Here is a 21,887-nt window from a genome sequence, read left to right as displayed (position 1 = left end):
GCGGACGTTCCTTATGTATTAAGAAAACAAAGATTAATTTATGTTATTGGGTGGTTACCGCCGGATAACGATATTCTAAACGGGGCTGTGTCAAAATTCATTTTTGGCACAACCCCGTTTAAGTTCCTGTAATCACGCAAAAGAGCAGATTATCCGAGCAAATACCCGAAATCTGTTTTTTCAATTTTACGCATTCAAATCAATCGGCCTGCTGCGCTTTCACCATCCGGGCAAATTCTCCGTTCTGCTGTCTCAAGTCGTCAGGAGTGCCGCATTCGACTACTTCACCTTCTTTCAGCATCACAATCTTATGAGCATTGGCCACGGTACGCATACGGTGAGCGATGATAAGCACTGTTTTATTTTTTATAAGTTCGGAAATTCCCGCCTGTATTTTTGTTTCATTTTCTACATCAAGACTCGCCGTAGCTTCATCCAAAAGTACGATCGGCGCATCCTTGAGCAGAGCACGTGCTATGGAGATACGTTGGCGCTCTCCTCCCGAAAGGGTCTCTCCGTTTTCTCCGATCAATGTTTCATAGCCATCAGGAAGTTCCCGGATAAACTCATCGCACTGTGCCAGCCGGGCTACACGTCTTATTTCCTCATCGCTTGCATCTTTCTTTCCGATACGTATGTTATCCGCTACACTTGCATTGAAAAGCATCACATCCTGAAACACGATGGCATAATTATATAAAAGCGTTTCAGGATCGACAGTAGAAATATCGACTCCGCCCAGCAGCACTCTTCCCTTGTTTACATCCCAAAAACGGGCAGCCAATTTGGCCGCAGTACTCTTTCCTCCACCCGAAGGCCCCACAAGAGCCGTAACTTCACCCTGTCTTGCAGTAAAAGAAACATTGCGTAATACTTGCTTGTCCCCCTGATAAGAAAAATCCACGGATTCAAATGTAATATCGTAATTGGCCGGAGTACATTCCGTTGCTCCCTGCTGCGCAGGCATGGATTCCATTTCCTTTATCCGGCCGATACGAACATCCAGAAATTGAAGTATGGCCAGATTATTGAAAACTTCAGTTATCGGATTATAGATACCGGAGCCTATCAACAGAAATACCAGGTAAACAAAAAGGTCTATCTTTCCGTTGCCCAAGAGATAAGCACCCGCAAGAATAACGGTAGCGAGCCCTAATTTAAGAATGATATAAGACGTGTTCAGGAAAGAACCGCAGAGCAATTCTCCTCTTATAAGGTCTTTTTCATAAACCTTTATGCTCTCATCAAAGCGAGACAAATATTCTTTTTCTCCATTGTACGACTTAATCTCCTGTATTTCTTCTATCCCCTCCTGTATCTGCTCTGTAACCTGTCTTTTAATAAGATAGTTCTTTGCAAAAGCCCCGTCCATCGTTTTCTTTGAAACCACAAGAACCAGCGTAGCAACGGGTACGACCCAAAAGAGAGCCAGAGAAAGTTGCCAGTTATAAAAGAAAAGCCCCAGAGCAAATAACATTATACTGAGAACGGATGCAAACAGTTGCGGAACAGTGTGCGAAAAAAGTTTTTCGAGGTTCGTGCTGTCTTCCATCATAGTGGATGTCAGATCCGAAAGGTTCTTCTCTCCAAAGAAAGCCAGAGGCAGTTTACGCAGTTTCTCCGCCAAAGAGATACGACGGTTGGCACTCTCTGTATATATCCTGGTATAAGTGCTCGTGTATTGCAACATGGCAATAACATAGATCACGGCCATGAAAGCCAAAGCTATTATTACGTAAAACCAGATATTGTGCGAAACGGACTTTTGTAAATAATCATCCAGAAAAATAAATGTGAATATAGCCGGCAAGATCAAGGCAAGATTCAGCAGAGTAGTCCAAAAGATGCCTGCGACAAGGGCCTGCGCTCCTTGACGCGATAAAGCAAACCGGTTTTGAAAGTATCGTATCATTGTTGCTATCGATTAAAGTTTTCTATATTGTCCAAGCCACAGAGCGTTTATATTCTTCCCACATAGTACTGTACAAGCCTTTTTGTGACAGAAGTTCCGAATGAGTACCCTGTTCGACTATTTTCCCTTTTTCCACAACCAGTATTCGATCTACATGCTGTATGCTCGTTAGCCGGTGAGCTATCATCAATACGGTTTTGCCTTTCATAAGCTCCTGAAAAGCTTTTTGTATCAACTGTTCATTCTCCGGATCGGCAAAAGCCGTAGCCTCGTCGAGTACCACGATGGGAGCATTCTTGAGTATGGCACGCGCCAAGACTATGCGTTGTTGCTCTCCGCCTGACACATAAGTTCCCTCCGCTCCGATCTTCGTTTCCAATCCTTCGGGGAGACGGTTTATTATCTCCCGGCTTTGCGACAGATCGACAGCCCGGTCTATATCTGCTTGCAGAGCGTCGGGCGCTCCATAGGTAATATTCTTCCTGAGCGTGGTTTTGAAAAGTTTTGTGTTTTGAAAAACAAATGAGATTTGTTTCATCAATTCTTCTTTGGCTATATCCCGGACATCTATCCCCCCGATAGAAACTCTGCCGGCAGTAGTATCCCAAAAACGCGGTATGAGACGGGCGATAGTCGTTTTCCCTCCACCGGAGGCTCCGACCATGGCGTATGTTTGCCCTTGCGGAATTTTGAAGCTGATGTTGTCGATGGCATTTTGTTCGGCTCCCGCATAACGAAATGATACATTATCGAATGTCACATCGTGCTCCTCGGGTATCTGTCCCTTTTCAGGCTCCTCAAGAGGTTGCTCCGAAGTCAGTTTTTCCAAACGGTTTATAGCCTCGTCAGCCATGAAAAGATTTTGACTCAGATACATGATCTTCATGATGTTGGAGGAAAAAATGGGTGTGATAAGTATGTACAAAAACAAATCCGTTATGATACTCATTGCATTACCGGACAGCCCGATAAGAATAATACCCACAGGAATCAGAAAGAAAGCAAAACTATTGATGATCATTGTATAAAAAGACATCGGTTTTTGCCAACTTAAAGTATACTTTGTAACCAACTCTTTGTAGGAAATAATACTGTCATAAAAACGCTTGAAAGAAAATACCGTTTGCTGAAACACTTTTACAACCGGTATGCCGCGCACATATTCCACAGCCTCGCTGCTCATTTTTTCCTGGGCATCCAAAAAAAGATGTTGAAAGTCGTTGTGCTTCGGATTCATCATAATAAACATCGTGGTGAAAGCAAAAAGAATCGGAATCAAACAAACAGCTCCTAATCGCCAGTCTAAAAGAAAAATCAGAATAATCACACCGACGGGAGCCATAAAACTGCCGATGATATCCGGTAAAAGATGAGCCAAAAAGGTATGTGTCTGCGAAGAATCTTCATCGATCACCTTACGCATCTTGCCGCTAAGATTTTCATTGAAGTATCCCAAAGGCATTTTTACCACTCTACGCATGGCCTCACGCCGCATATTAACCTCCACTCTGAATGCTGCAAAATGTGAAAACATCAGCGAACAGAAATAGAGCACTATGCCAAACACGGCAAAACCAAAAGCCCACCAGGCGTATGCATATACACGCGTACCGGCTACTACTCGATGATTCAAAAGCAATGTGCGCACAATGAACCAGATGAATATAAAAGGGGCTAAAGAAATAAGTCCGTTGAGCCCTGAAAGTATTAACGAAATGGGCAGGAGTACAGCCCGGCTGCCCATATATGAACGTATTTTTCTAAACATTACATATTGTGTTATTTAAGGTTAAAAGCTGTATTTCGCTTTGAACCAAAATTCCGAATTATTCTTGTATGTGCCGAAAATACCTTCTTCTCCTCCGAACCAGTCATACCCCGCCATGAGGTGAATCTGGTCACTCAAAGCATAGTCTACCGAAAAACGGCTGAACCAACCGCGGTCAGTCAAATCCCAATAAGTGAAATCGGATAATTGAAGGATATTGTTAAACAGTTTCTTTGAAATATTAAGGGTCAGAAGCGAACTGTTATCAGCCTGTTTGATAAAATCTTTATAGCCGAAAATATTTTCAGAGGAGAACTGTGCCGAAAGCATCCAATCATGAGGAGCATACCAGTCTATACCCAACAGCCAGTTGAAAGTATTGAACCCACGTTGCGAAGCGGGACGACTGTAAGAGAAATGCTTATCGATGTTAAATGCAGCTTCGCCCCGCATCACAAATTGCCCGAAGGGAACAGACAAGTCTCCACCCAAAAAGCCCATACGGTAGTATCGGGGAGTAATGTGCAACTCTTTGGGAGAAGGGGAAACCTGCTCCAAAACCGGCATCTTATTCCATGTATGCAGAGCTGCAAGCGAGAAATCTATCCCCGGCAATGTAACATTGAGCCGTCCTCCGTACTCGATATTGGCAAACTCAAAAGCCGGTGTTCCGGTTTTGTCATCCCAAACAACATTAAGACTGGGCATCGAAGACAAAAAACTCCAGGGATTGTCTGACCGATAAGGCAGTTTATACCCCTCGAATACGGGTATCAAAACAGTTTCAAATCGCAATGTTTCATTAAAGAGAGAAAAACGCAGAGCATTCACCGGCATACGGATGTCGTCGTAGTCCTGTGCTAAAAACTCCGTCATATCCAAAGGAGAAACCAAGTCCGTTATACGTACTCCGTCTGCGGCTCCCCAGATAATCAGCTGCCGTCCTGCCTGCAAAGCCCAATTCCTCTCGCGATGTTCAAAAAAAGCCTCACGCAGACGGAATCCGGTTTCATCTTTCAGTAGAGCATTGTACGTGGCATTAAACGAAACGATCAGCCGGGAGTTTCCGAAATGTTTTTCCAATTCCCCTCTCACACGGGTGCGCGAGCTCATCAAATCGTATGGAGAGCTGCTCCGTACGGCATGATAGGTATCCACAAACCCTTTGACTTCGAACGGCAAACCCTTCTCTTCCTGTGCGAAAATCCGCAAAGAAAACAGGAATATGATAATTAGCGTTAACAAAAAGTTCTTCATCGTTTAACGTATTGTGGATATTATTGCTACAAAGAACCCTTCTCCAAAGAGGTAACACTGAATTTCGATTCTTCGAGCGGTTTATTGAATTGGGGATTTCTGATTTCCAAAATGGTCTGGTGCTCCGTCTGCACATTTATCATATGCATCTTTTGTGCAATCCAAAAACCATCCTTTTTGCTGATATCGGATAATTCCAGTTTACGGTGCAGTTTACCCATTTTATCGTAGTATTCCACTTTGATGGGGATCAGACAGTCCTGCCTGATCCAAGCCCTTTTCTTTGAATAGACGTCCCGGTTATCTTTGGTCGTATATTCCAGTTTCCAGCATTTGTGGCCGTCCAGCACTTCTTCCCCAAGCAATTCATGGGTATCTTCATCTACATTACGGGTGCCCATATCGTCATAAGTAAAATCGGTCCCCATGAAATAGTCTTTCTTGGCAGAGGCTCCACTGATGCGCCGGGTTTTCTTCATAGCAGGAAGATACAGCCACCGATCGTCGTCTTTACCGATCCGGTCATAATCCCAAGTGAGAAAACCGGTACCTTTCACATCGCCCGGATAGAGAAAAAACATGATTGTTTTGCGGTCTTTCTTGCCTTTCCCCACATCTATGGAGTAGGACATAAGTTTTCGCTCGCGTACGCTGCCCCGTTTGTTGATAAGTTTCATTGTCATCTCCGATTGTCGGGTATCGCCATCGGGGCGATCTTTTACTTTTTGGGCTATTTCGCGTGCCGTTTGTGCAGAAGCATCCGTAATCAATGCCGATATCATTATTACTGCGATTATTAAAACTCGTTTCATGTTCAATTTTTTTTATTGTCCTTTTTATTTAGTACCGTTCACGGCAACCCACTTGTCGTTGGGGTGTTCGGCTATCTTCACTTCGGTCTGTCCGGCTCTTTTCATCATGGCTTTCAGTTCTTGCCCTGAATAAATGGCCATATCCGGAAAGTCGACCCAACATCCATACCTCGAAGAAACAAACGAACGGCCCATGAGTCCGCGGGTTTACGCATATTCTTAAACACAAGTTGTTCAAACCTGTACGCTTATTTATATTTCTTCATTCTTGAACAGCCTCCAAAGGCGTACTACAAGCACGATACTTGCAGACAGAATGAAAGACAACAGTATGATCTGTGCCAAACTGAAAGGTTCTTCGCCGAATGTGGCTGCAAGATGAAAAACATTCATCAAACATATCAGGGATGCCCATATACGATTGAACCATACAAAGCCCTTATTGTCGATGAACAGTGTTAACAGCACCATTATCAACGACATTATTTCCAAGAAAATATGTGCAAGGGTGAACATTGCAGGCTCCGAACCGTCTGTACCGGGCAATCGGATATCTGCTCCGAAGAATATACCGTCCAAAGCAAACAAAGAGTGGAAAATAAATCCTACGGCAATCAAAAACCATAAGAAAGCTAATTTGATTTGTTCGATCTGTTTCATGATTGTTGTATTATTTTAGATAGTTGTTCTTGTGTTTTTTCCTGAACAATTGTCTTTTCCTCTTCTTTACCAAAAATCCTAAAACGACGGAAAAGAAGAGGAGTGATGCACAAGTCCGCCAGAAGAGCAGAGAACATACCTGCCACAGACAGGATACCCATATGAATGAAAGAATTGCTTTCGGATATCATGTAAGCCGAAAAGTTTGCCGATATAATCAGACTGGTGAGCAAAATAGGGGTACCTACAATACGGAAAGATTTCAGAATAGCCCCTTTGTAACTGCGTTGCCGGTCGAACTCCAGATGGCCGTGATTGAAAAAATGAATCGTATCGTCCACAGCCAAACCCAAAATCATAGGCATGATGGTAGCGGTCATCATATCCAACGGATAATCCAACAATCCCATCAGCCCGCCCACAACGATAGCAGGCATGATATTCGGAATAAGGCCGATAAGCCCGACACGGAAACTGCCGAATACAATCATCATCAGTATGCCGATTATAAGAAGGGAAATCAGGAAAGAGGAAATCTGGCCACGCACGATATACTGCATCATTGTGGTAAACTGCGGGATGTTGCCCACCGGCGTTACCTGTGCATTCGGGAATAGTTTCCGGGCAAAGGCCGTAATGCTTTGCATCTCCCTCTCGGCCTCTCCCGAATTATAAGTACGTATTTCCACTTTCAGGCGCAAACGTTTATAGTCGTAGTCGATCCAGTTTTCCGCTTCGCTTCCTCCTGCATTTTCATAGAGAAGCAATTGCTGAGCGATTTCGTCCCCGTCATCCGGAATTCGATACCAGGCTTCATCTCCATCATGCAATGTCTGATTAAGATCTTTAAGGATATTCAGAATGGAGGTTGTACGTTTGGTAAGAGGATAGCTTTCCACTTCTTTGGTTATCGAATCGAGGGCCCGGAGAGCTGCCGGCGTTTTAGCAGCATCATTCTCAGGCATATCTATCATGATGTCGTAAGAATAGAGAGAGCCTAACTCGCTTTCGCTGACCTCAAGGAGTTTTTTTACATACTCTACTCTTCTGCCCATTGTTCTTTCTACATCAAAAGCGGTTTCAATTTTTGTGAATTCGTAGAGCATAAATACAGAGAAGAGAATAAACACAGTCCAAACCGTTTTCTCACGATTCAGAATAGATATACCGAACAGTTCCAAATTTCGATCCAGCCAATGCTTTGTTTTTCGCTCTGCCGGAGTGTTGCGTGCCCGGTCTTTTCCAAAACTTAGCACGGTAGGCATCACCGTAATGGCAATAAGGAAAGAAAACAGCACGCTTGTGGAGGTTGCTATCCCGATAAAGTGCATCGGAACAACGGGTATTGTAAGAAATGAAAGCAAGGCTGCAAAAGTTGTCAGTGCACTGAACAGCACCGGCCAACCGGTTTCTTTGATGGTTTCCATGGCTGCTTGCTTACGCTTACCATGCTTTGTCATTCGCCTTCGGAAATAAGAGTGGATATGAATATTATATGCCACTGCAATGGCAAAAGCCAAAAGGATCGGTATCATCATCATGCCGCTGTCGATACCGAGCCGCAAATATCCTGCAATGCCGTAGGCCATTATAATGGATGCCCCGGCCGTAATGACCGGTACCACAACACCTCTCACAGATCGGGTTGCGAAAGCCAATACGATAAGAGCCATAAGGATAGCAAGTCCCATAACGCGCGGCATCTCTTTATCGATCCACGACATTTTTTGCTGTGCCAGATAAGGCATACCCGTACCTCTGGGTGTCAGCGAGGCATATTCCGGTTTCAGGATAATCTTCTCTAATTCTTTACCCGTAATCATATCGGGCGATACGGCTCCCTTTTCTCTGTTCCATACCGAATCTGCAGGGAAAGGACGCAACTTGAGCAAAATCCAGGTTTGTCTACCATCCTGCGATACCAAACGGTTTGCGATGTACGGTTTCAGGAAAGTCTTTCGGCGTATTTCCGCAAGCCCTTCATCATCTGCCGGTATTTCATCCGGAACAATCTGCTCGATGGTCATCCCATCTTCGTTGCCGACCATAAACTCAAGGTCCGTGAGAGAAGTAATTTTATCGGCATACGATATACTGTCGAGCATTTCATTGGAAAGACGACGTATCAGTTCCAGATTTTCTTTGGTGAATATATTGTCACATGTTGTCAGAACAGCGGCATAGTTGTCATTCCCGAAAATCGATTTGAACTCTTCGGTTTTTATAATCATAGGATCGTCTTCCAAGAAGTAATCTTCCCAGGACGATTTAATATTCAAGTAGCTCAGGCCATTGAATCCTATTGCCAGTAATATCACAAAGAGACCTAATACAAGCCATCGTTTGTCGATAATCCATTTACCACGGAGGTAAAACCATTTATTAATACGTTCTATTTTCATAGTATAACTGATTTTGTACAGCCTTTTATTGTTATTGAATACTCTCTACTATATGTGCATCAGCTCTTTCCATCCGGCCGTTCCGAAAACAATATAATCCCTGAGTCCTTGCTCAAGTTCTTCTTCCGAAAGCGTATCGTCTGCTACAATCTCTGAGAAAATAATAACCCACCAGGTACAACAGATTCGAATAAAAAAAGGTGAAATATTTTCATTGGCCTGAGGATATTTCTCTTTGAAGGATCGAAGATATGCCAGGCTTATATCAAATTGTTGCCGGGTAATATTTTCTTTGTAATGTTCCAAAGAAGACCCTCCTGCATGAAAAAACAGCAGTTTGAGCTCGGTGCGAAATTATGCGTGAGTTTCAAAAACTCTTTTACAGTGGCATCCTGAAAACGCTGGGGCGTATTCATGTATTTCTCCATGTTCTCCTCACTGTTATGCTGCTTCAGCATAAGTTCGAAAGCTTCTAACAACGGAGACAGTACAGCCCGAAACAATTCATCTTTATTATTGAAATAGTTATAGATGTTACTCACGGTAATACCGGCCTCTTTAGCTATAGTTCGCAGAGAAGCATCCCGAAATCCATATGCAATAAATTCTTCACGTGCAGCCAAAAGAATTCGCTGCCGGGTCTTGATGTTAATTAAAGTTTTTTCCATTTTTCCATAAACGAAAAATGAAATCGTTCATAGCAAAGGTATAGAGGCTGAACAGTGTTCACAATCCCGTAGAATGAGTATTTTTTGCCTCTCATCTCCTCAAAGAATACCAATAGTTTCTGAGTTTCACCAAACATTCTTGTAGGAGAGGAAAAGCATATCTACCAGAATAGCTCCACAGAATCACCGGAAAGGTTAACAGATGCAAAATGCGGATTTAACGAAGACAATCAGACGGTTTTCCGGTAAAAACCATAAAAATATATGCTCCGTAATCGTTCGAGATTACGGGGTATACATGACCTAAAAAGGGAAATTATTATTTAAGAGTCTTTTCTACATTCAGCACAAAGGCTCTGAGACCCTGTTCGGGGGAATCCTCATCCAGCTTATGCAAATCCACCAAAAGATCATCCACAGAACCGGCCGGGCAGACAACCACCATGGCCTGATTCATTGTAGGCCAGGCATGGTTACCCAAATGAGGCTCTCCGCCATAAGTGCCTCTACCCTGCACACCATCCCAGCTGGTATATCCTTTCAAGTTATTACGGCTTAAACAACGCAGGATAAAAGGATGATAAGCCTGATTATAAGTTATGAATACAAATTTCAATTCTTCCATACCGTTAATTTCTTATTTTAACCATACGTCTCCTGCGGTACCTTCTCCTCTGTCTTTTTTGTTCTATTCCGGAGAAAATAACATAAATCGTGGGAATGAGAACAAGTGTAATAAGTGTGGATACAGTCAAACCGAAAGCCACCGTAACCCCCATAGGTTGCCACATTTCCGATCCTTCTCCGATACCGATAGCCAAAGGTACCATACCGAGTACGGTGGTGAGCGTGGTCATGAGAACGGGTCTCAGGCGGCTTCGGCCGGCAGATATGACACTCTCGAGTATACCCATACCCCGCTCACGGCAAAGGCGAGTATAGTCTATAAGTACAATACCGTTCTTCACCACGATACCCACCAACATGATAAGACCGATCAAACCCATAACACTGAAGGGTATTTGCGTAATGAACAAGCCGATAATCACACCGCTGACGGCAAACGGGATGGAGAACATGATGACAAACGGGTCCAGAAGGCTTTCAAACTGCGCAGCCATAACAATGAACACAAGCATCGTAATGAGCCCCATGAGGGTAAACAAATCCCGGAAAGAGTTTTGCTGATCTTCGTACGTTCCTCCAATGTCATAAGAGATACCTTCGGGTATTTCCACCGCTCTTATTGCCTGCTTGGACGCTTTCACCAATTCGCTCAAAGCTGTTTTAGGAGCCTGAGTCAAACGAATCGTTACCACGCGCTGCCTGTCTTTACGTTCGATGGTAGGCGGAGTACTTTCTTCCTCTATTTTGGCAACATCGCCCAGTCTTAGTTGCGTACCGCCGGGACTGAATAAAACGATATTGCGAATACCGTTCAGATCGCTCCGGTATTTCGGATCCAAATGAACACGCACTTTATATTCCTCCCCGTCTTCCCTGAAATAAGTAGAAACGGTACCCTGAATACCTCCATGAACATAAGAGGCCGCCATAGATATATTCATCCCCTGATCCGCCAGTTTCTTGCGGTCGAAAACAATCCTGAATTCCGGTTTATAATCCTTACGGCTGATATTGGCCTCGGCGCAGGCTTTCGACTTCCGGACGAGCTCGGCCACGTTGCGCGCCACAGCATCGGTTTTCTCAAAATCGTAACCGAAAATGTCTATTTCGACAGCACTCTTGTTACTTCCTCCTCCCTGATTTTCTTGTACCTTATAGCTTACCACTTCGGGAAAATCTGCAATGATCTGTCTGATCTGTTCTGCTATCACGCCAGACTTGCGTGTTCTTTGCGAGGCTTTTTTCAGGTTTACAAAGTAGATAATGATATTGCTGCCGTTTTCGTTTATGGCCGACGTGGCATTATCTTCATCGGCCTGTCCGGTAGACATGGTACACACGTCCAACTCCGGTATTTCCTTTTTCCAACGGTTATAAATCTCATTACCGATACGGGCAGATTCTTTCGCAGATGTGCCGACCGGCAACTCCACGTTAGCCTGCAAATTTGAAGTATCCGATTCGGGCAGGAATTCGGTTTTCATCAATGGTGCCAGCATAAGAGTGAGGACGAAGATTACAATCGTTATCAGCACAGTGGCGGTTCGATGATGGACAGCTTTGGACAAAAGTCTGGTATAGGCATTATCCAATTTGTGGAGACCTCGTCTGATGAGTCCGAAAACAGTTTCATGAAACCTGGTCTGTTTAGGTTTTCGTTTAAGCATCTGCGAGCAAAGCACCGGAGTAAGAGAAAGAGCGGAAACGGTCGATACAATCATTACGATACTGACAATCCAACCTAACTGATTGAAAAGAATGCCGGTGAAACCGCCTATCATGGTTAAAGGCAGGAATACCGCCAACATGGTCAGAGTAGAAGCAATAACCGAGATACCCACCTCGTTGGTAGCATGGATAGCAGCCTGTTTAGGATGACTACCCCGCTCCATGTGTTTGGTAATGTTCTCCAATACTACGATAGCATCATCCACCACCATACCGATAGCTATAGAAAGAGAGCTGAGTGAGATAATGTTCAGCGTATTACCCGTGCCCATCAGATAAATGAACGAACCGATAAGCGATATCGGAATCGTGAGCACGATAATAAAAGTAGCCCTCCATCTGCCGAGGAAAAAGAGTACGACCAGCATAACCACAACGAAGGTGATTATAATAGTTTTGAACAAACTGTTTATAGTACCGACAATAAAATCGGAAGTATCCAAAGCATAAGACAGTTTCACGTCTGCCGGGAGTGTTGCAGCGATTTCCGGCAATATCTTTCTTATCTGGTTGGATATTTTTACAGTATTGGCATCAGACTGTTTACGCACCAGAATAATCGAACTCTTGTTTCCGTTCGTAGAAATCCGTTGTACATATTCGGGTTCAGAATCTTCTATACGTGCCACATCTCTCAGATATACATTCTTTCCTTTGTAATTGGCTACGACAATTTCTTCCAATTCTTCGGGGTCGGAAAACTCTCCTTTTATACGTAAGGAGTTGGTCGAATTGCCCAAATCCAATTGGCCGGTGGAAATATTTCTGTTTTCAGCTCCGATGGCCTGAGAAATCTGAGACAAAGTAAGATTGTACGACTGGAGCCTGTACGGATCGCAATAGATGTGAATCTCACGCTCTATGGTACCGGCCACCATAACCGTACCCACCCCTTCGATACGTTCGATACGGTTGGATACATTATTTTCAAGTATTTTACGCAAAGCCGGGGCACTTTCGGTGGCTTCTGCCGCCAGAATAACCACAGGAATATCTCCTGTTCCGAACTTGAAAATCATTGGTTTACCTACCCCATCGGGCAATACCGAGCTAAAAGCATCCAATTTATCACGAATATCATTGGTGGCTTCTGCAATATCGGTGCCGGCGTTGAACTCCAGAGTAATAAAAGACAAGTTGTCCTGACTTTTGGAAGTTATGTGTTTCAAGTTGCTGATACCGTTCAAAGCATTCTCCAGCGGTTTCGTCACATTGTTCTCTATATCCTCGGCACTTGCCCCTGTGTATCCGGTAAAGATCATCACGTTCGATGTCTCTATCTTGGGCATCAGGTCTATGTTCAGTCTGGTTAGCGAAAAAATACCGAACACCATAATTCCGATAAAAATCAGAATAGTGGTTACCGGTTTTTTTACAGCCGATTCGTATATACTCATTGCTCTTCGTTTCTTGACGTTATATTTGAATCTCTAAAAATCACGGTGTATCACTTGATCTGTACTTTCATTCCATCCGTAAGACCTGCTTTATTACCGCTGACCAATACGTCTCCGGGTTGCAGTCCCTTTTTGATTTCACAGAAATTGCCTTGCAGAATACCCAACTCTACCTCACGATATTTGAGCGCATTGTTTTCAACGATAAAAACATATCGCTGCCCCGCTCCAATTTGCTTCATGATCGCGCTCTCGGGTGCCAGCACAGCATCATATGAGCCGAAGTTTATCTGTGCATAGGCATACATCCCCGGTCTGATTACGCCGTCTCTATTCGATATTTCGATTTCGGCAGTCACCGTATGAGACATGGGATCGACGGTGGGGTGGATAAGAGAAACATATCCCTCGAATTCACGGTTATCCAATGCTTCTACAGTCACTTTTACCGGCATCTTCTTCTTTAATTTCGAAAAATACTTTTCGCTGACATTGATTTCCAGTTTAACAGGATTGATTTGCTCTACAACGGCAATCGGAAGCTGAGGTGACGTAACATCGCCATCGTCATAGTTTTTAGCTGTAACAATACCGGAAACAGGGCTTCGCAGAACGGTATTCTGAAGCATATTCCGATATTGCGTATCGGCTATATCGTAGGCATCTCGCGCTCCTTCCCACTGTGTCTGGGCTATGCCACCTATCTTGTAGAGTTCGCTTAGTCTTTCGAAGTCCGTTTTAGCTTTCTTCATTTGCACGGATAGTTGATTAAGCTGCGAATCATCCAGTTTGGCTATCACCTGCCCCGCTGTTACGCGGTCACCTACTTTTACATAGAGCTGTTTAAGCCTTCCTCCTGCAAGAGCGGATATATTATTCTTTACTTTAGCCTGAACAGTGGCATTGAACACATCCTCTTCACTGATTCGGCCTTGTGCCACATGTACGGTATCCACCTTAAGCGTCACGCTGTCTGTGGCAGCAGCTCTTTTAATCTCTGTATTTTCGCTCGTCTGTACACAACCGGCAAGGCCGAATACAACAGCCATTCCAAGGGTTGCAGTGCTGTATTTTAACATATTCATCATAAATCTGTAAACTTTATTCCACATTATCGCTTGTTGCCACATAACCCGAAAGCTTATCCAAATCGGCCTTTGCCATCATAAAATCATAAATTGCCTGATTGTAGTTAAGCCTTGCCTGCAAAAGAGCCAGATCGGCATCGTTAAGTTCGACTAAAGTGCTTTCTCCGGTTTTATAACGCATTTCTGCTATCTGATATCCTTTCTCGGCCGAAACAACAGCCTCCTTCGCTGCAATGTATCTTTTGGTGGCATTGGTCAGTTGGTCATGCTGGTTTTGCACGGCCAACTTCATCTGTCTGGTAATCAAGTGACGGTTTAACTCTAATTGCCGTTGTCCTGCTTTCTGCATTTTTACATCATTCAAGCGTGCACCGCCATTAAAAATAGGAATGGAAAGAGTCAAATTAACCATCGAGTATGGAGACCACTGCTTGTCATTGCTCAATTTCAGTTCATCCCCCATATAATTATAATTGTAAACAAAACCCAAAGAAAGTGTCGGCAAGAAAGCCATTTTAGAGGTTTGAACCACGGCAGCCATTTGCTTACCCTGCAACTCGATTTGCTTGAGTGTCGAATTCTCTACCAACAGGGTATCGACCGGCTGCATATAGTCCTGATAAATCTGTCTACTGTATACAGCCAAAGAATCGGTCAATTCGACCGGTTTTTCCAAATCTACATCCATGAGCAGCTTCAACTGTTTTTCAGCCAGTTTGATACTCAGTTCGGCCTGCACCACGTTCGGTTCTATGTTTTTCATTTGTACTTCCGTACGCAGCAAATCGTATTGAGCTACCAAACCTCGCTCATATTTTTCTTTGATTTGCCTGTAATTTTCTTGTGCATTATCATAGCTTTGCCTGTATACACGATAAGCCTCATTGGCCAGTAGAGCCGTATAGTATGCTTTGCGCACTTCGGCTGTCATATCCACTTTACTTCCGCGCGATTTTTCTTTTGCCAGTTCCACCTCGGCAGCATTGATGCTCAAACTGCTCCAAAGTTGTGGGGCGATTAGAGGCATGCCGGCCTGTATGCCCGTTTGAATGCTGTGTCGTACGCCTACCTCGATTGCTATGGCATTGTTGGCTGAAGAATTCTGGTCATTATTACCTCCATTACCTCCGGGACTTCCTCCCATACCGGGAAATTTCATTCCACCGAAATACATCTTTTGTTTTTTGATGGTATAACTGTAATTACCATTCAAATCGACTTTAGGAAACAGAGCCGCCCATGCTTTATTTTTTGCATACGTTGTTTTCTTTACCTCCTGTTCTGCCACGCGTACGGTCGGGTTATCGCTGAGTGCTATCTGAAGAGCATCGTGCAGTGTCAATTTCAGAGGAGTATCGTCTGCTCTTTGAGTATTCTGTTGTGCAAAAGCAGAATTCACAAAAAATCCCCCCAACATCAACAGCACACTTATATGCTTAATTAGATTATTCATTTTATCGTAAAACTGATTAATTTGCTACAAGGTAGTTTATTTCAGTGCATTATAAAACAAAAGTTCCGATAAATTACCCCTTTTTCCCGATAAATCAAGTACGATTTCTTTCCAATAAATAAATCAATGTAACGAAACCGGTATCAGCTACGGAATCAAAAGAGAACTGTCGCCATAACTCAAAAAGCGAAAACCATGCTCCAACGCATACCGGTATACACGTTGCCAGTCATCACCGATAAATGCACCGATCAGTAAGAGCAACGTACTGTTGGGTTGATGAAAATTGGTAATTATGGCTTCCACCACTCTGAATCGATATCCGGGTGCGATGAGAATTTCTGTAGGAAAAATCAATTGAGTAAGCTCGTTGTTTTCCAGCCATTCCAATAAAGCAGCAAAAGCTTCTTTCTTTGAAGGAAGGGAGCTTTCGTCTCGACCGTAACTTTCCCACTGTGTAACGATCAACTCTTCCGGCTGTATATCCGGATCATTCAATATACGTACAGCCAACCAGTACAAACTCTCCAGCGTGCGTACGGAGGTCGTACCCACCGCCACAACGGTTCGTCCGGATCGATTAAGGCACCGGAGAGTTTCATCATCTACGATAATGATTTCGCGGTGCATCTCGTGTCCGCCGATAGTTTCGCTCTTAACAGGTTTGAATGTGCCGGCTCCCACATGCAGAGTAACATCCACGATGGGGATATCCGTTTTTGCCAAATCGGCAAAAACGGCTTCGGTAAAGTGCAATCCGGCAGTGGGTGCTGCCACAGAGCCTTTGTGCCGGGCATAAACCGTTTGATATGTTTTAAGATCCGCCGGCTCCGTATCTCGGTTAAGATAGGGGGGGATGGGTAAGATACCCATCGACTCCAGCAGCTCGCCGAAAGTAAAAGTATCGTCATCCCAAGAGAAAGCCACCTGATTTTCACAAATTCGCTTCGCACTCAAAGCAAGAGGTCCTTTATCCGTCGGAATTTCTTTAACCAAAGGATCACTGTTTACACTCCATCGTTTTGCATTTCCCAGCATACAGTGCCACACGCACTCTTTTCTCGCAGAAAGGGCTGTTTCGTAAGAACCGGGGAGGATCGGATCCAGACAAAAAATTTCAATCCGCGCACCGGTCGGCTTTCGGAAAAAGAGCCGGGCTCTGATTACACGCGTATTATTTCTTACCAAAAGAGTTTTCGGGGGAAGATGCGATGGAAGATTGCGAAAAACCGTTTCCGTTATTTTTCCATGCTTATATAAAAGGAGTTTGCTACTGTCGCGTTCGGGGAGAGGATATTTGGCTATACGTTCATCTGGGAGATCGTAAGCATAATCCTGCATTACTATATCTGTCGTCTTGATCATAAAAAGTCCGGAAGGTGTGATATTCCCTTCCAATGGATATTGAGTGTCAATCTGTTCGTTTGCTACGAAGGTACCGCTTTTTCTTTTTTTATTAAGATTGGACTACGAGAAATAATTATGATACTTTAACTTTAATGTTATTATATTTGTCAACATTTTTTTCTTTAAACTTTTTCTTTGATGGAAATATTTTTCTGCTGTGTATGCAGTATTCATCGAATAAAGGCATTTACTACTAAAAACAAACTCTTTAATTATACAATTAATCGTTAAATTATGAAATCATTCTTCCTAACTTTTTCTCTTATTTTAAGCTTTGCTTTTATAGCTTCTGCTCAAAACGACATGCCCGAATGGCAACGTATAGACACCGTTAAAGTAGTCAGGATCGATGCTGAAAAACGTATGGCTACAAAAGAAGAAACGAACTACATTCCTAAGACGGTTTTTGTGGAACTTTTCGGTCCCTCCGGTAATGTCGGTCTGAATTTCGATATGCGTCTGTTTAAACAAATGAACGGCCTGGGTGCACGTGCAGGATTATCTTTTATCAGTGCAGGAGGCAACTCCATTCTGGGAATACCCCTTGGGTTGAATTACCTGCTGGGGAAACGGGGGAAATATTTTGAAATGGGTGCCGGTGCCTCACTCTTTGTTTTCAATTCGGATGATAAACTTTTCTTTACTCCGGACAGTTCGGATTCCAATAATAAAAAAGATGGAAGCAGGAGCTCTAAACTCTTCGGCACACTTACTTTCGGATACCGTAAACAACCGGTCAAAGGCGGGTTCAACTTCAGGGTGGGAATTTCTCCTATTTATGGAGAAATAGACGGCAAATTTTTCTTCTACCCCCTATTGCCCTATGTTTCATTCGGTTACAGTTTCTAAAGACACTTCCATTTAATACTCCATAATTCTTCAATTCAATTTATTAGTTTATTTACTTTTAATAAAGCAGTCCACTTTTACTGTGTGGGCTGCTTTTCCTTTGTATAGTCACATTTATCGGAGGTTCTTGCAGGTAACATCAAAAACGTCCTGTAAATAAAAGAGATCTGTTATATCTGATCTTATTTGTATATATTAGCATCAGCAAACAGTCTTTAATCGAATGGTTAACTCATCATATCTAAAACACGAAAACGAGGTTGTCAATCTAATGTTTACCTGAAACTTATATCATATGGCTTATTTCTTTAAAAATTTAGTATTCGAGGGAGGAGGGGTAAAAGGTATTGCTTATGTGGGAGCTTTAGAAGTGATGCAGGAGGAAAAAATTTACCCAAAAATCAAACGAGTGGCCGGAACCTCGGCCGGAGCCATCGTTGCAGTATTGGTCGGTTTGGGTTATACCCCGGATGAAATCAGAAACATTATGTGGGAGCTAAACTTCAAAAATTTCATGGACGATTCTTGGGGTATAATTAAAGACTCACAGCGACTGCTCCATGAGTTCGGCTGGTACAAGGGTGACTTTTTCAGAAATTGGATTGGGAAACTGATTAAAGAGAAAACCGGAAACAGCGAATGTACATTTGCAGACTTGGCTGCTATGAAAGGAGATCATCCTTTTCTCGATATTTTTCTGATCGGCACGAATCTCTCGACCGGTTTCTCCGAAATTTTTTCGGCCGAACATACGCCACGTTACTGTATTGCCGATGCGGCACGTATTTCGATGTCCATTCCCCTCTTCTTCGCTGCAAAACGCAATTTCAGAGGAGATGTTTATATAGATGGCGGAGTCTTGGATAACTATCCGATCAAAGTATTCGACAGAAAAAAATATGTAACCAGAAATCTTGTGGAAACAGACTATTACAAGAAGATAAACAGGAGTTTCTCAAAAAATCGCAGAAAAATATCGGAATATGTTTACAATCAGGAAACATTGGGTTTCCGTTTGGACAGCAAAGAAAAAATATCTCTTTTCAGAGATAATGCCGAAATGCCGAAAAGAGACATAAACAACCTGTTCGACTTCACTTCAGGGTTGCTCAATACCCTCATCGATGCTCAAGACAACGCACACTTGCATAGCGATGACTGGCAGCGTACTATCTATATCGACACGCTGGGTGTAAATGCCACCGATTTTGCTATTACCGAAGCCAAGAAAAAAGCACTTCTGGAATCCGGCAGACAGTATACACAGTCTTATCTGGCATGGTACAACAATGAAGAAGAAAAGGCAAATGCCAAATAAAAGTCATTGTTTGAAAATCGGATAATAAGAATTAGTGTGTCCTGAAAAAAGTTGACCTCCTTTGAGTGCCAACTTTTTTCAGGACACACCCAAAAGGGTTTAAAGATCATTATAGGATATTCTAACATGCATATTCATGTTCTCAATTTCGTCCAAATAAAATTCTTTTGATCTTGTTCTCCTTCCTTCTGGTTTAAATTTAAATGCAAGCTGATACAACGTAGACTCTAAACCTGAATAATCTGCTGCTTCCACCATATAAGTAAAAGCGTTCATTTGTTTGCCTTTTATTGTGACTTTTTCCCAATTATTACTTATTGTTTTATCGTTAATGGTAAATACTCCTTTCGGGTAAACACCCTCAGGTTTATTTCGATCAACCCAGGTTGCAGTACCGTTATATTCATACTTTTTCCAGATTAATTGGGTCTGTTGAGAATCTTCTTCTATCCACTTTTTGACAGTTCTTTTGATCTCATATGTATATGTCACCTTGCGATAAGCCTCCGGATCTCCTTTTTTAGAAATCTTATATCTGACAACTAATGTTGAGTAAGGGTCTACATCTTCCCTTATTTTCAACTCATATTTGCCATAATTATCTACAATCCGTAGCTGTAATTTATTGGAAGATACTTTTTGACCATCTAATAAGACTTCTATATCTGAATCTGTTTTGAGGTATTCCCATCTATTTAGGTAGTAATATAAAAGAGTTCCCGAGTATGTTTCAGTATCCGTAGCTCCTCCTTCATCAATAGAAGCCTCACCATCTTCATAAAGATTAGACTGCAATTTTATTTTAGCATTATTTAAAACTTTATTTGCAATGAAATCTATGGTTGCCCGCTTGCCTAACTCTTCAGTTGAGGTTATATTATAAATATAATAAGTTTTCCCTTTTTCGAATCTTAAGAATATCTTTTTAACATCATCTAAGTTCCTTGGAGTAAAAACTCCTTCAGTTGAAATTTTCACTTCAATTGGCAGTGTACTTGTTTTTATAGAAGAAGGTACATCAAAAGATAGTTCATAAGTTCCATCTCCTTTTTTCTTGATTTTTGCATCAAATTGATATGGTTTTCTAAGTTCAAATTGTATCTTTCGAGTAATTATAGTTCCATCATCAGCCTTGCCAACAACATCTATATGATATTTCTTAATACTACCATCTTTCGGTATATCTTTAATGTTGACATTTAATACCCCATTGTTACCAGATTCTTTCGTCCTCGACATCTTTCCCATATAGGGATCTTTGTCTTGATCCCAAGAGGGGTAATATTGAACATGGCTAATACCTCCGCTAAACAATATCGTTGTTTCGAATATATCGCTTTTGGTAAAAGTGCCCCCCAACTTGGATACAGTCATTTTATGTTTTCCTTTTGCTATCGAGGAAAACTCTTCTAATTCCACAGAGGCGTAGATATTGTTTGATGCAGGTGCTTCTACAGCATCTGTAATTTTTTGATGGCCTTTAGCATTTACATATTTTATCTTAAATCGATAATGTGTATTACGAATGATATTATAGAGATTGGTTATACCTGTTTCACTTGTATGAGCAAAATCAATCTTATAGTAAGTAGATGCTTCGTTGTTATATTTACCTTTCAATATCAAAAAAGTCTTTTGATGTTGTTCTTTTTCATTACTGTTTTCAAAAAAATAGATTGTATTATTTAAAGAAACCATTTCTGAATTTCGTAATGTTAAGTTTGAAGGTAAAGTAGGTTTATTAGGTTTGAATGGAAAATCGTATACTAACTTTCCGTTTTCTAAATGAGATATAAACGGTGCCACTGTTCCTTCTGCAGGAATATTATATACAGAAAATGTTTCAAGTTCAAAGTTTTTGACTTTGCTGTCTACTTCGATTGTTGCCTTGGCATAATTGCGTAATAGTTTGACAATGATATTTTTGTTTAGTGAATTATGACTAATCCCTTCCTCTAATTCAATCAAACTCCAGTATTCTCCAAATTTATTGGTGTGCATACCTGCAATTAATTCCCCGTCGGATATTCCTTTAAGTGCAAAGTCTTGAGGAAAATTGTTTTCGTCAAAATCATGGTTGGCAAAAAAATGTATGTAGCGCTTTTCTTTGGAACTAAGCAACTGTAAACTAATGGTACGTTTATGTGTAATACCGCCTTTCTTTTTATCCGGCAATATATTATTTTCATCAATTGAAGAGCTTATTTCCATTACCTGACCTTCAATAACAGCTGTACGACTGTAGAGAAAGCGTCGGTTTTTGTCAAACACAAAAACTTTAAGCGTTTGTACGTCTCCTAAATCTTCTCCTCCAAGACGTATCTGGGACAAATCTTCACCCGGTATCGTGGTACCTAAAGACACATTTATAGGTGTCCCATCCATCAAATTGTCATATTCTTCAACAGGATGTTTTTCATCCGTGCATGAAGAGAAAAGCAGCATAACTGCTAAACTCAGTTGTATGATGCACGTTAAAAAACGAGAGTTATATCCTATTTTCATATTCATCAATAATCTTCAATATATTGTCATTAATTT

General features: G+C 42.1%; 16 protein-coding genes. 2 read left to right on the top strand and 14 right to left on the bottom strand.

What is annotated here, in order from left to right; all coding sequences use genetic code 11:
- Positions 1-199: 199 nt before the first annotated feature.
- From A3GI_RS0102755 to A3GI_RS0102690, 13 genes are all read right to left on the bottom strand, one after another.
- Positions 200-1,912, bottom strand: a complete 1,713-nt coding sequence (locus tag A3GI_RS0102755; protein WP_018359943.1) for an ABC transporter ATP-binding protein — start codon at positions 1,910-1,912, stop codon at positions 200-202.
- A gap of 22 nt (positions 1,913-1,934) precedes the next feature.
- The gene (locus tag A3GI_RS0102750; protein ID WP_036869652.1) at positions 1,935-3,680 is read right to left on the bottom strand and encodes an ABC transporter ATP-binding protein; all 1,746 of its coding nucleotides are present in this window, start codon (positions 3,678-3,680) and stop codon (positions 1,935-1,937) included.
- A gap of 21 nt (positions 3,681-3,701) precedes the next feature.
- On the bottom strand, positions 3,702-4,937 hold the full coding sequence (locus A3GI_RS0102745; RefSeq protein ID WP_018359941.1) for a DUF1302 family protein: 1,236 nt from the start codon (positions 4,935-4,937) through the stop codon (positions 3,702-3,704).
- 26 nt (positions 4,938-4,963) lie between these two features.
- Complete coding sequence (locus A3GI_RS0102740) at positions 4,964-5,749, bottom strand: outer membrane lipoprotein-sorting protein (RefSeq protein WP_025079300.1); 786 nt, start codon at positions 5,747-5,749, stop codon at positions 4,964-4,966.
- Positions 5,750-5,773: 24 nt separating this feature from the next.
- On the bottom strand, positions 5,774-5,944 hold the full coding sequence (locus tag A3GI_RS11575; protein ID WP_018359939.1) for a hypothetical protein: 171 nt from the start codon (positions 5,942-5,944) through the stop codon (positions 5,774-5,776).
- 57 nt (positions 5,945-6,001) lie between these two features.
- Positions 6,002-6,409 carry a hypothetical protein gene (locus A3GI_RS0102730; RefSeq protein ID WP_018359938.1) on the bottom strand — a complete coding sequence of 136 codons (408 nt, stop codon included), beginning with the start codon at positions 6,407-6,409 and terminating at the stop codon, positions 6,002-6,004.
- A complete protein-coding gene (locus A3GI_RS0102725) occupies positions 6,406-8,811 on the bottom strand; it encodes an efflux RND transporter permease subunit (protein ID WP_018359937.1) in 2,406 nt (801 codons plus the stop codon). The genes A3GI_RS0102730 and A3GI_RS0102725 overlap by 4 nt, the downstream gene beginning before the upstream one ends.
- Positions 8,812-9,071: 260 nt before the next feature.
- Positions 9,072-9,479 (bottom strand): TetR/AcrR family transcriptional regulator, encoded by a 408-nt coding sequence (locus A3GI_RS11820; protein WP_238319909.1) that lies wholly within the window; start codon positions 9,477-9,479, stop codon positions 9,072-9,074.
- Between the two features lie 319 nt (positions 9,480-9,798).
- Positions 9,799-10,104 (bottom strand): PG0541 family transporter-associated protein, encoded by a 306-nt coding sequence (locus tag A3GI_RS0102710; RefSeq protein WP_018359936.1) that lies wholly within the window; start codon positions 10,102-10,104, stop codon positions 9,799-9,801.
- Positions 10,105-10,108: 4 nt separating this feature from the next.
- Positions 10,109-13,231: an efflux RND transporter permease subunit gene (locus tag A3GI_RS0102705; RefSeq protein WP_018359935.1), complete on the bottom strand. Its 3,123-nt coding sequence runs from the start codon at positions 13,229-13,231 to the stop codon at positions 10,109-10,111.
- A 50-nt stretch (positions 13,232-13,281) separates the two neighbouring features.
- The gene (locus A3GI_RS0102700; RefSeq protein ID WP_025079302.1) at positions 13,282-14,319 is read right to left on the bottom strand and encodes an efflux RND transporter periplasmic adaptor subunit; all 1,038 of its coding nucleotides are present in this window, start codon (positions 14,317-14,319) and stop codon (positions 13,282-13,284) included.
- A gap of 13 nt (positions 14,320-14,332) precedes the next feature.
- Entirely contained in the window at positions 14,333-15,772 is a 1,440-nt protein-coding gene (locus A3GI_RS0102695) for a TolC family protein (protein WP_026215893.1), read from the bottom strand.
- 147 nt (positions 15,773-15,919) lie between these two features.
- Positions 15,920-17,137 carry an S-adenosylmethionine:tRNA ribosyltransferase-isomerase gene (locus A3GI_RS0102690; protein ID WP_026215892.1) on the bottom strand — a complete coding sequence of 406 codons (1,218 nt, stop codon included), beginning with the start codon at positions 17,135-17,137 and terminating at the stop codon, positions 15,920-15,922.
- A gap of 276 nt (positions 17,138-17,413) precedes the next feature.
- Between A3GI_RS0102690 and A3GI_RS0102685 the strand changes: the two genes are divergently transcribed.
- Together A3GI_RS0102685 and A3GI_RS0102680 are read left to right on the top strand one after the other, a co-directional pair.
- Positions 17,414-18,028, top strand: coding sequence for a hypothetical protein (locus tag A3GI_RS0102685; protein ID WP_018359931.1), 615 nt, complete (start codon positions 17,414-17,416; stop codon positions 18,026-18,028).
- A 295-nt stretch (positions 18,029-18,323) separates the two neighbouring features.
- Complete coding sequence (locus tag A3GI_RS0102680) at positions 18,324-19,346, top strand: patatin-like phospholipase family protein (RefSeq protein ID WP_018359930.1); 1,023 nt, start codon at positions 18,324-18,326, stop codon at positions 19,344-19,346.
- Between the two features lie 99 nt (positions 19,347-19,445).
- On the opposite strand, the gene A3GI_RS0102675 is transcribed toward A3GI_RS0102680, so the two are convergent.
- A complete protein-coding gene (locus A3GI_RS0102675) occupies positions 19,446-21,857 on the bottom strand; it encodes a hypothetical protein (RefSeq protein WP_018359929.1) in 2,412 nt (803 codons plus the stop codon).
- Positions 21,858-21,887 lie beyond the last annotated feature (30 nt).

The sequence above is a fragment of the Porphyromonas macacae DSM 20710 = JCM 13914 genome, from assembly GCF_000379945.1.
Lineage (GTDB): Bacteria > Bacteroidota > Bacteroidia > Bacteroidales > Porphyromonadaceae > Porphyromonas > Porphyromonas macacae.
Note: the sequence above shows the minus strand (reverse complement) of the source record. Positions and strands in the feature narration are given on the sequence as shown.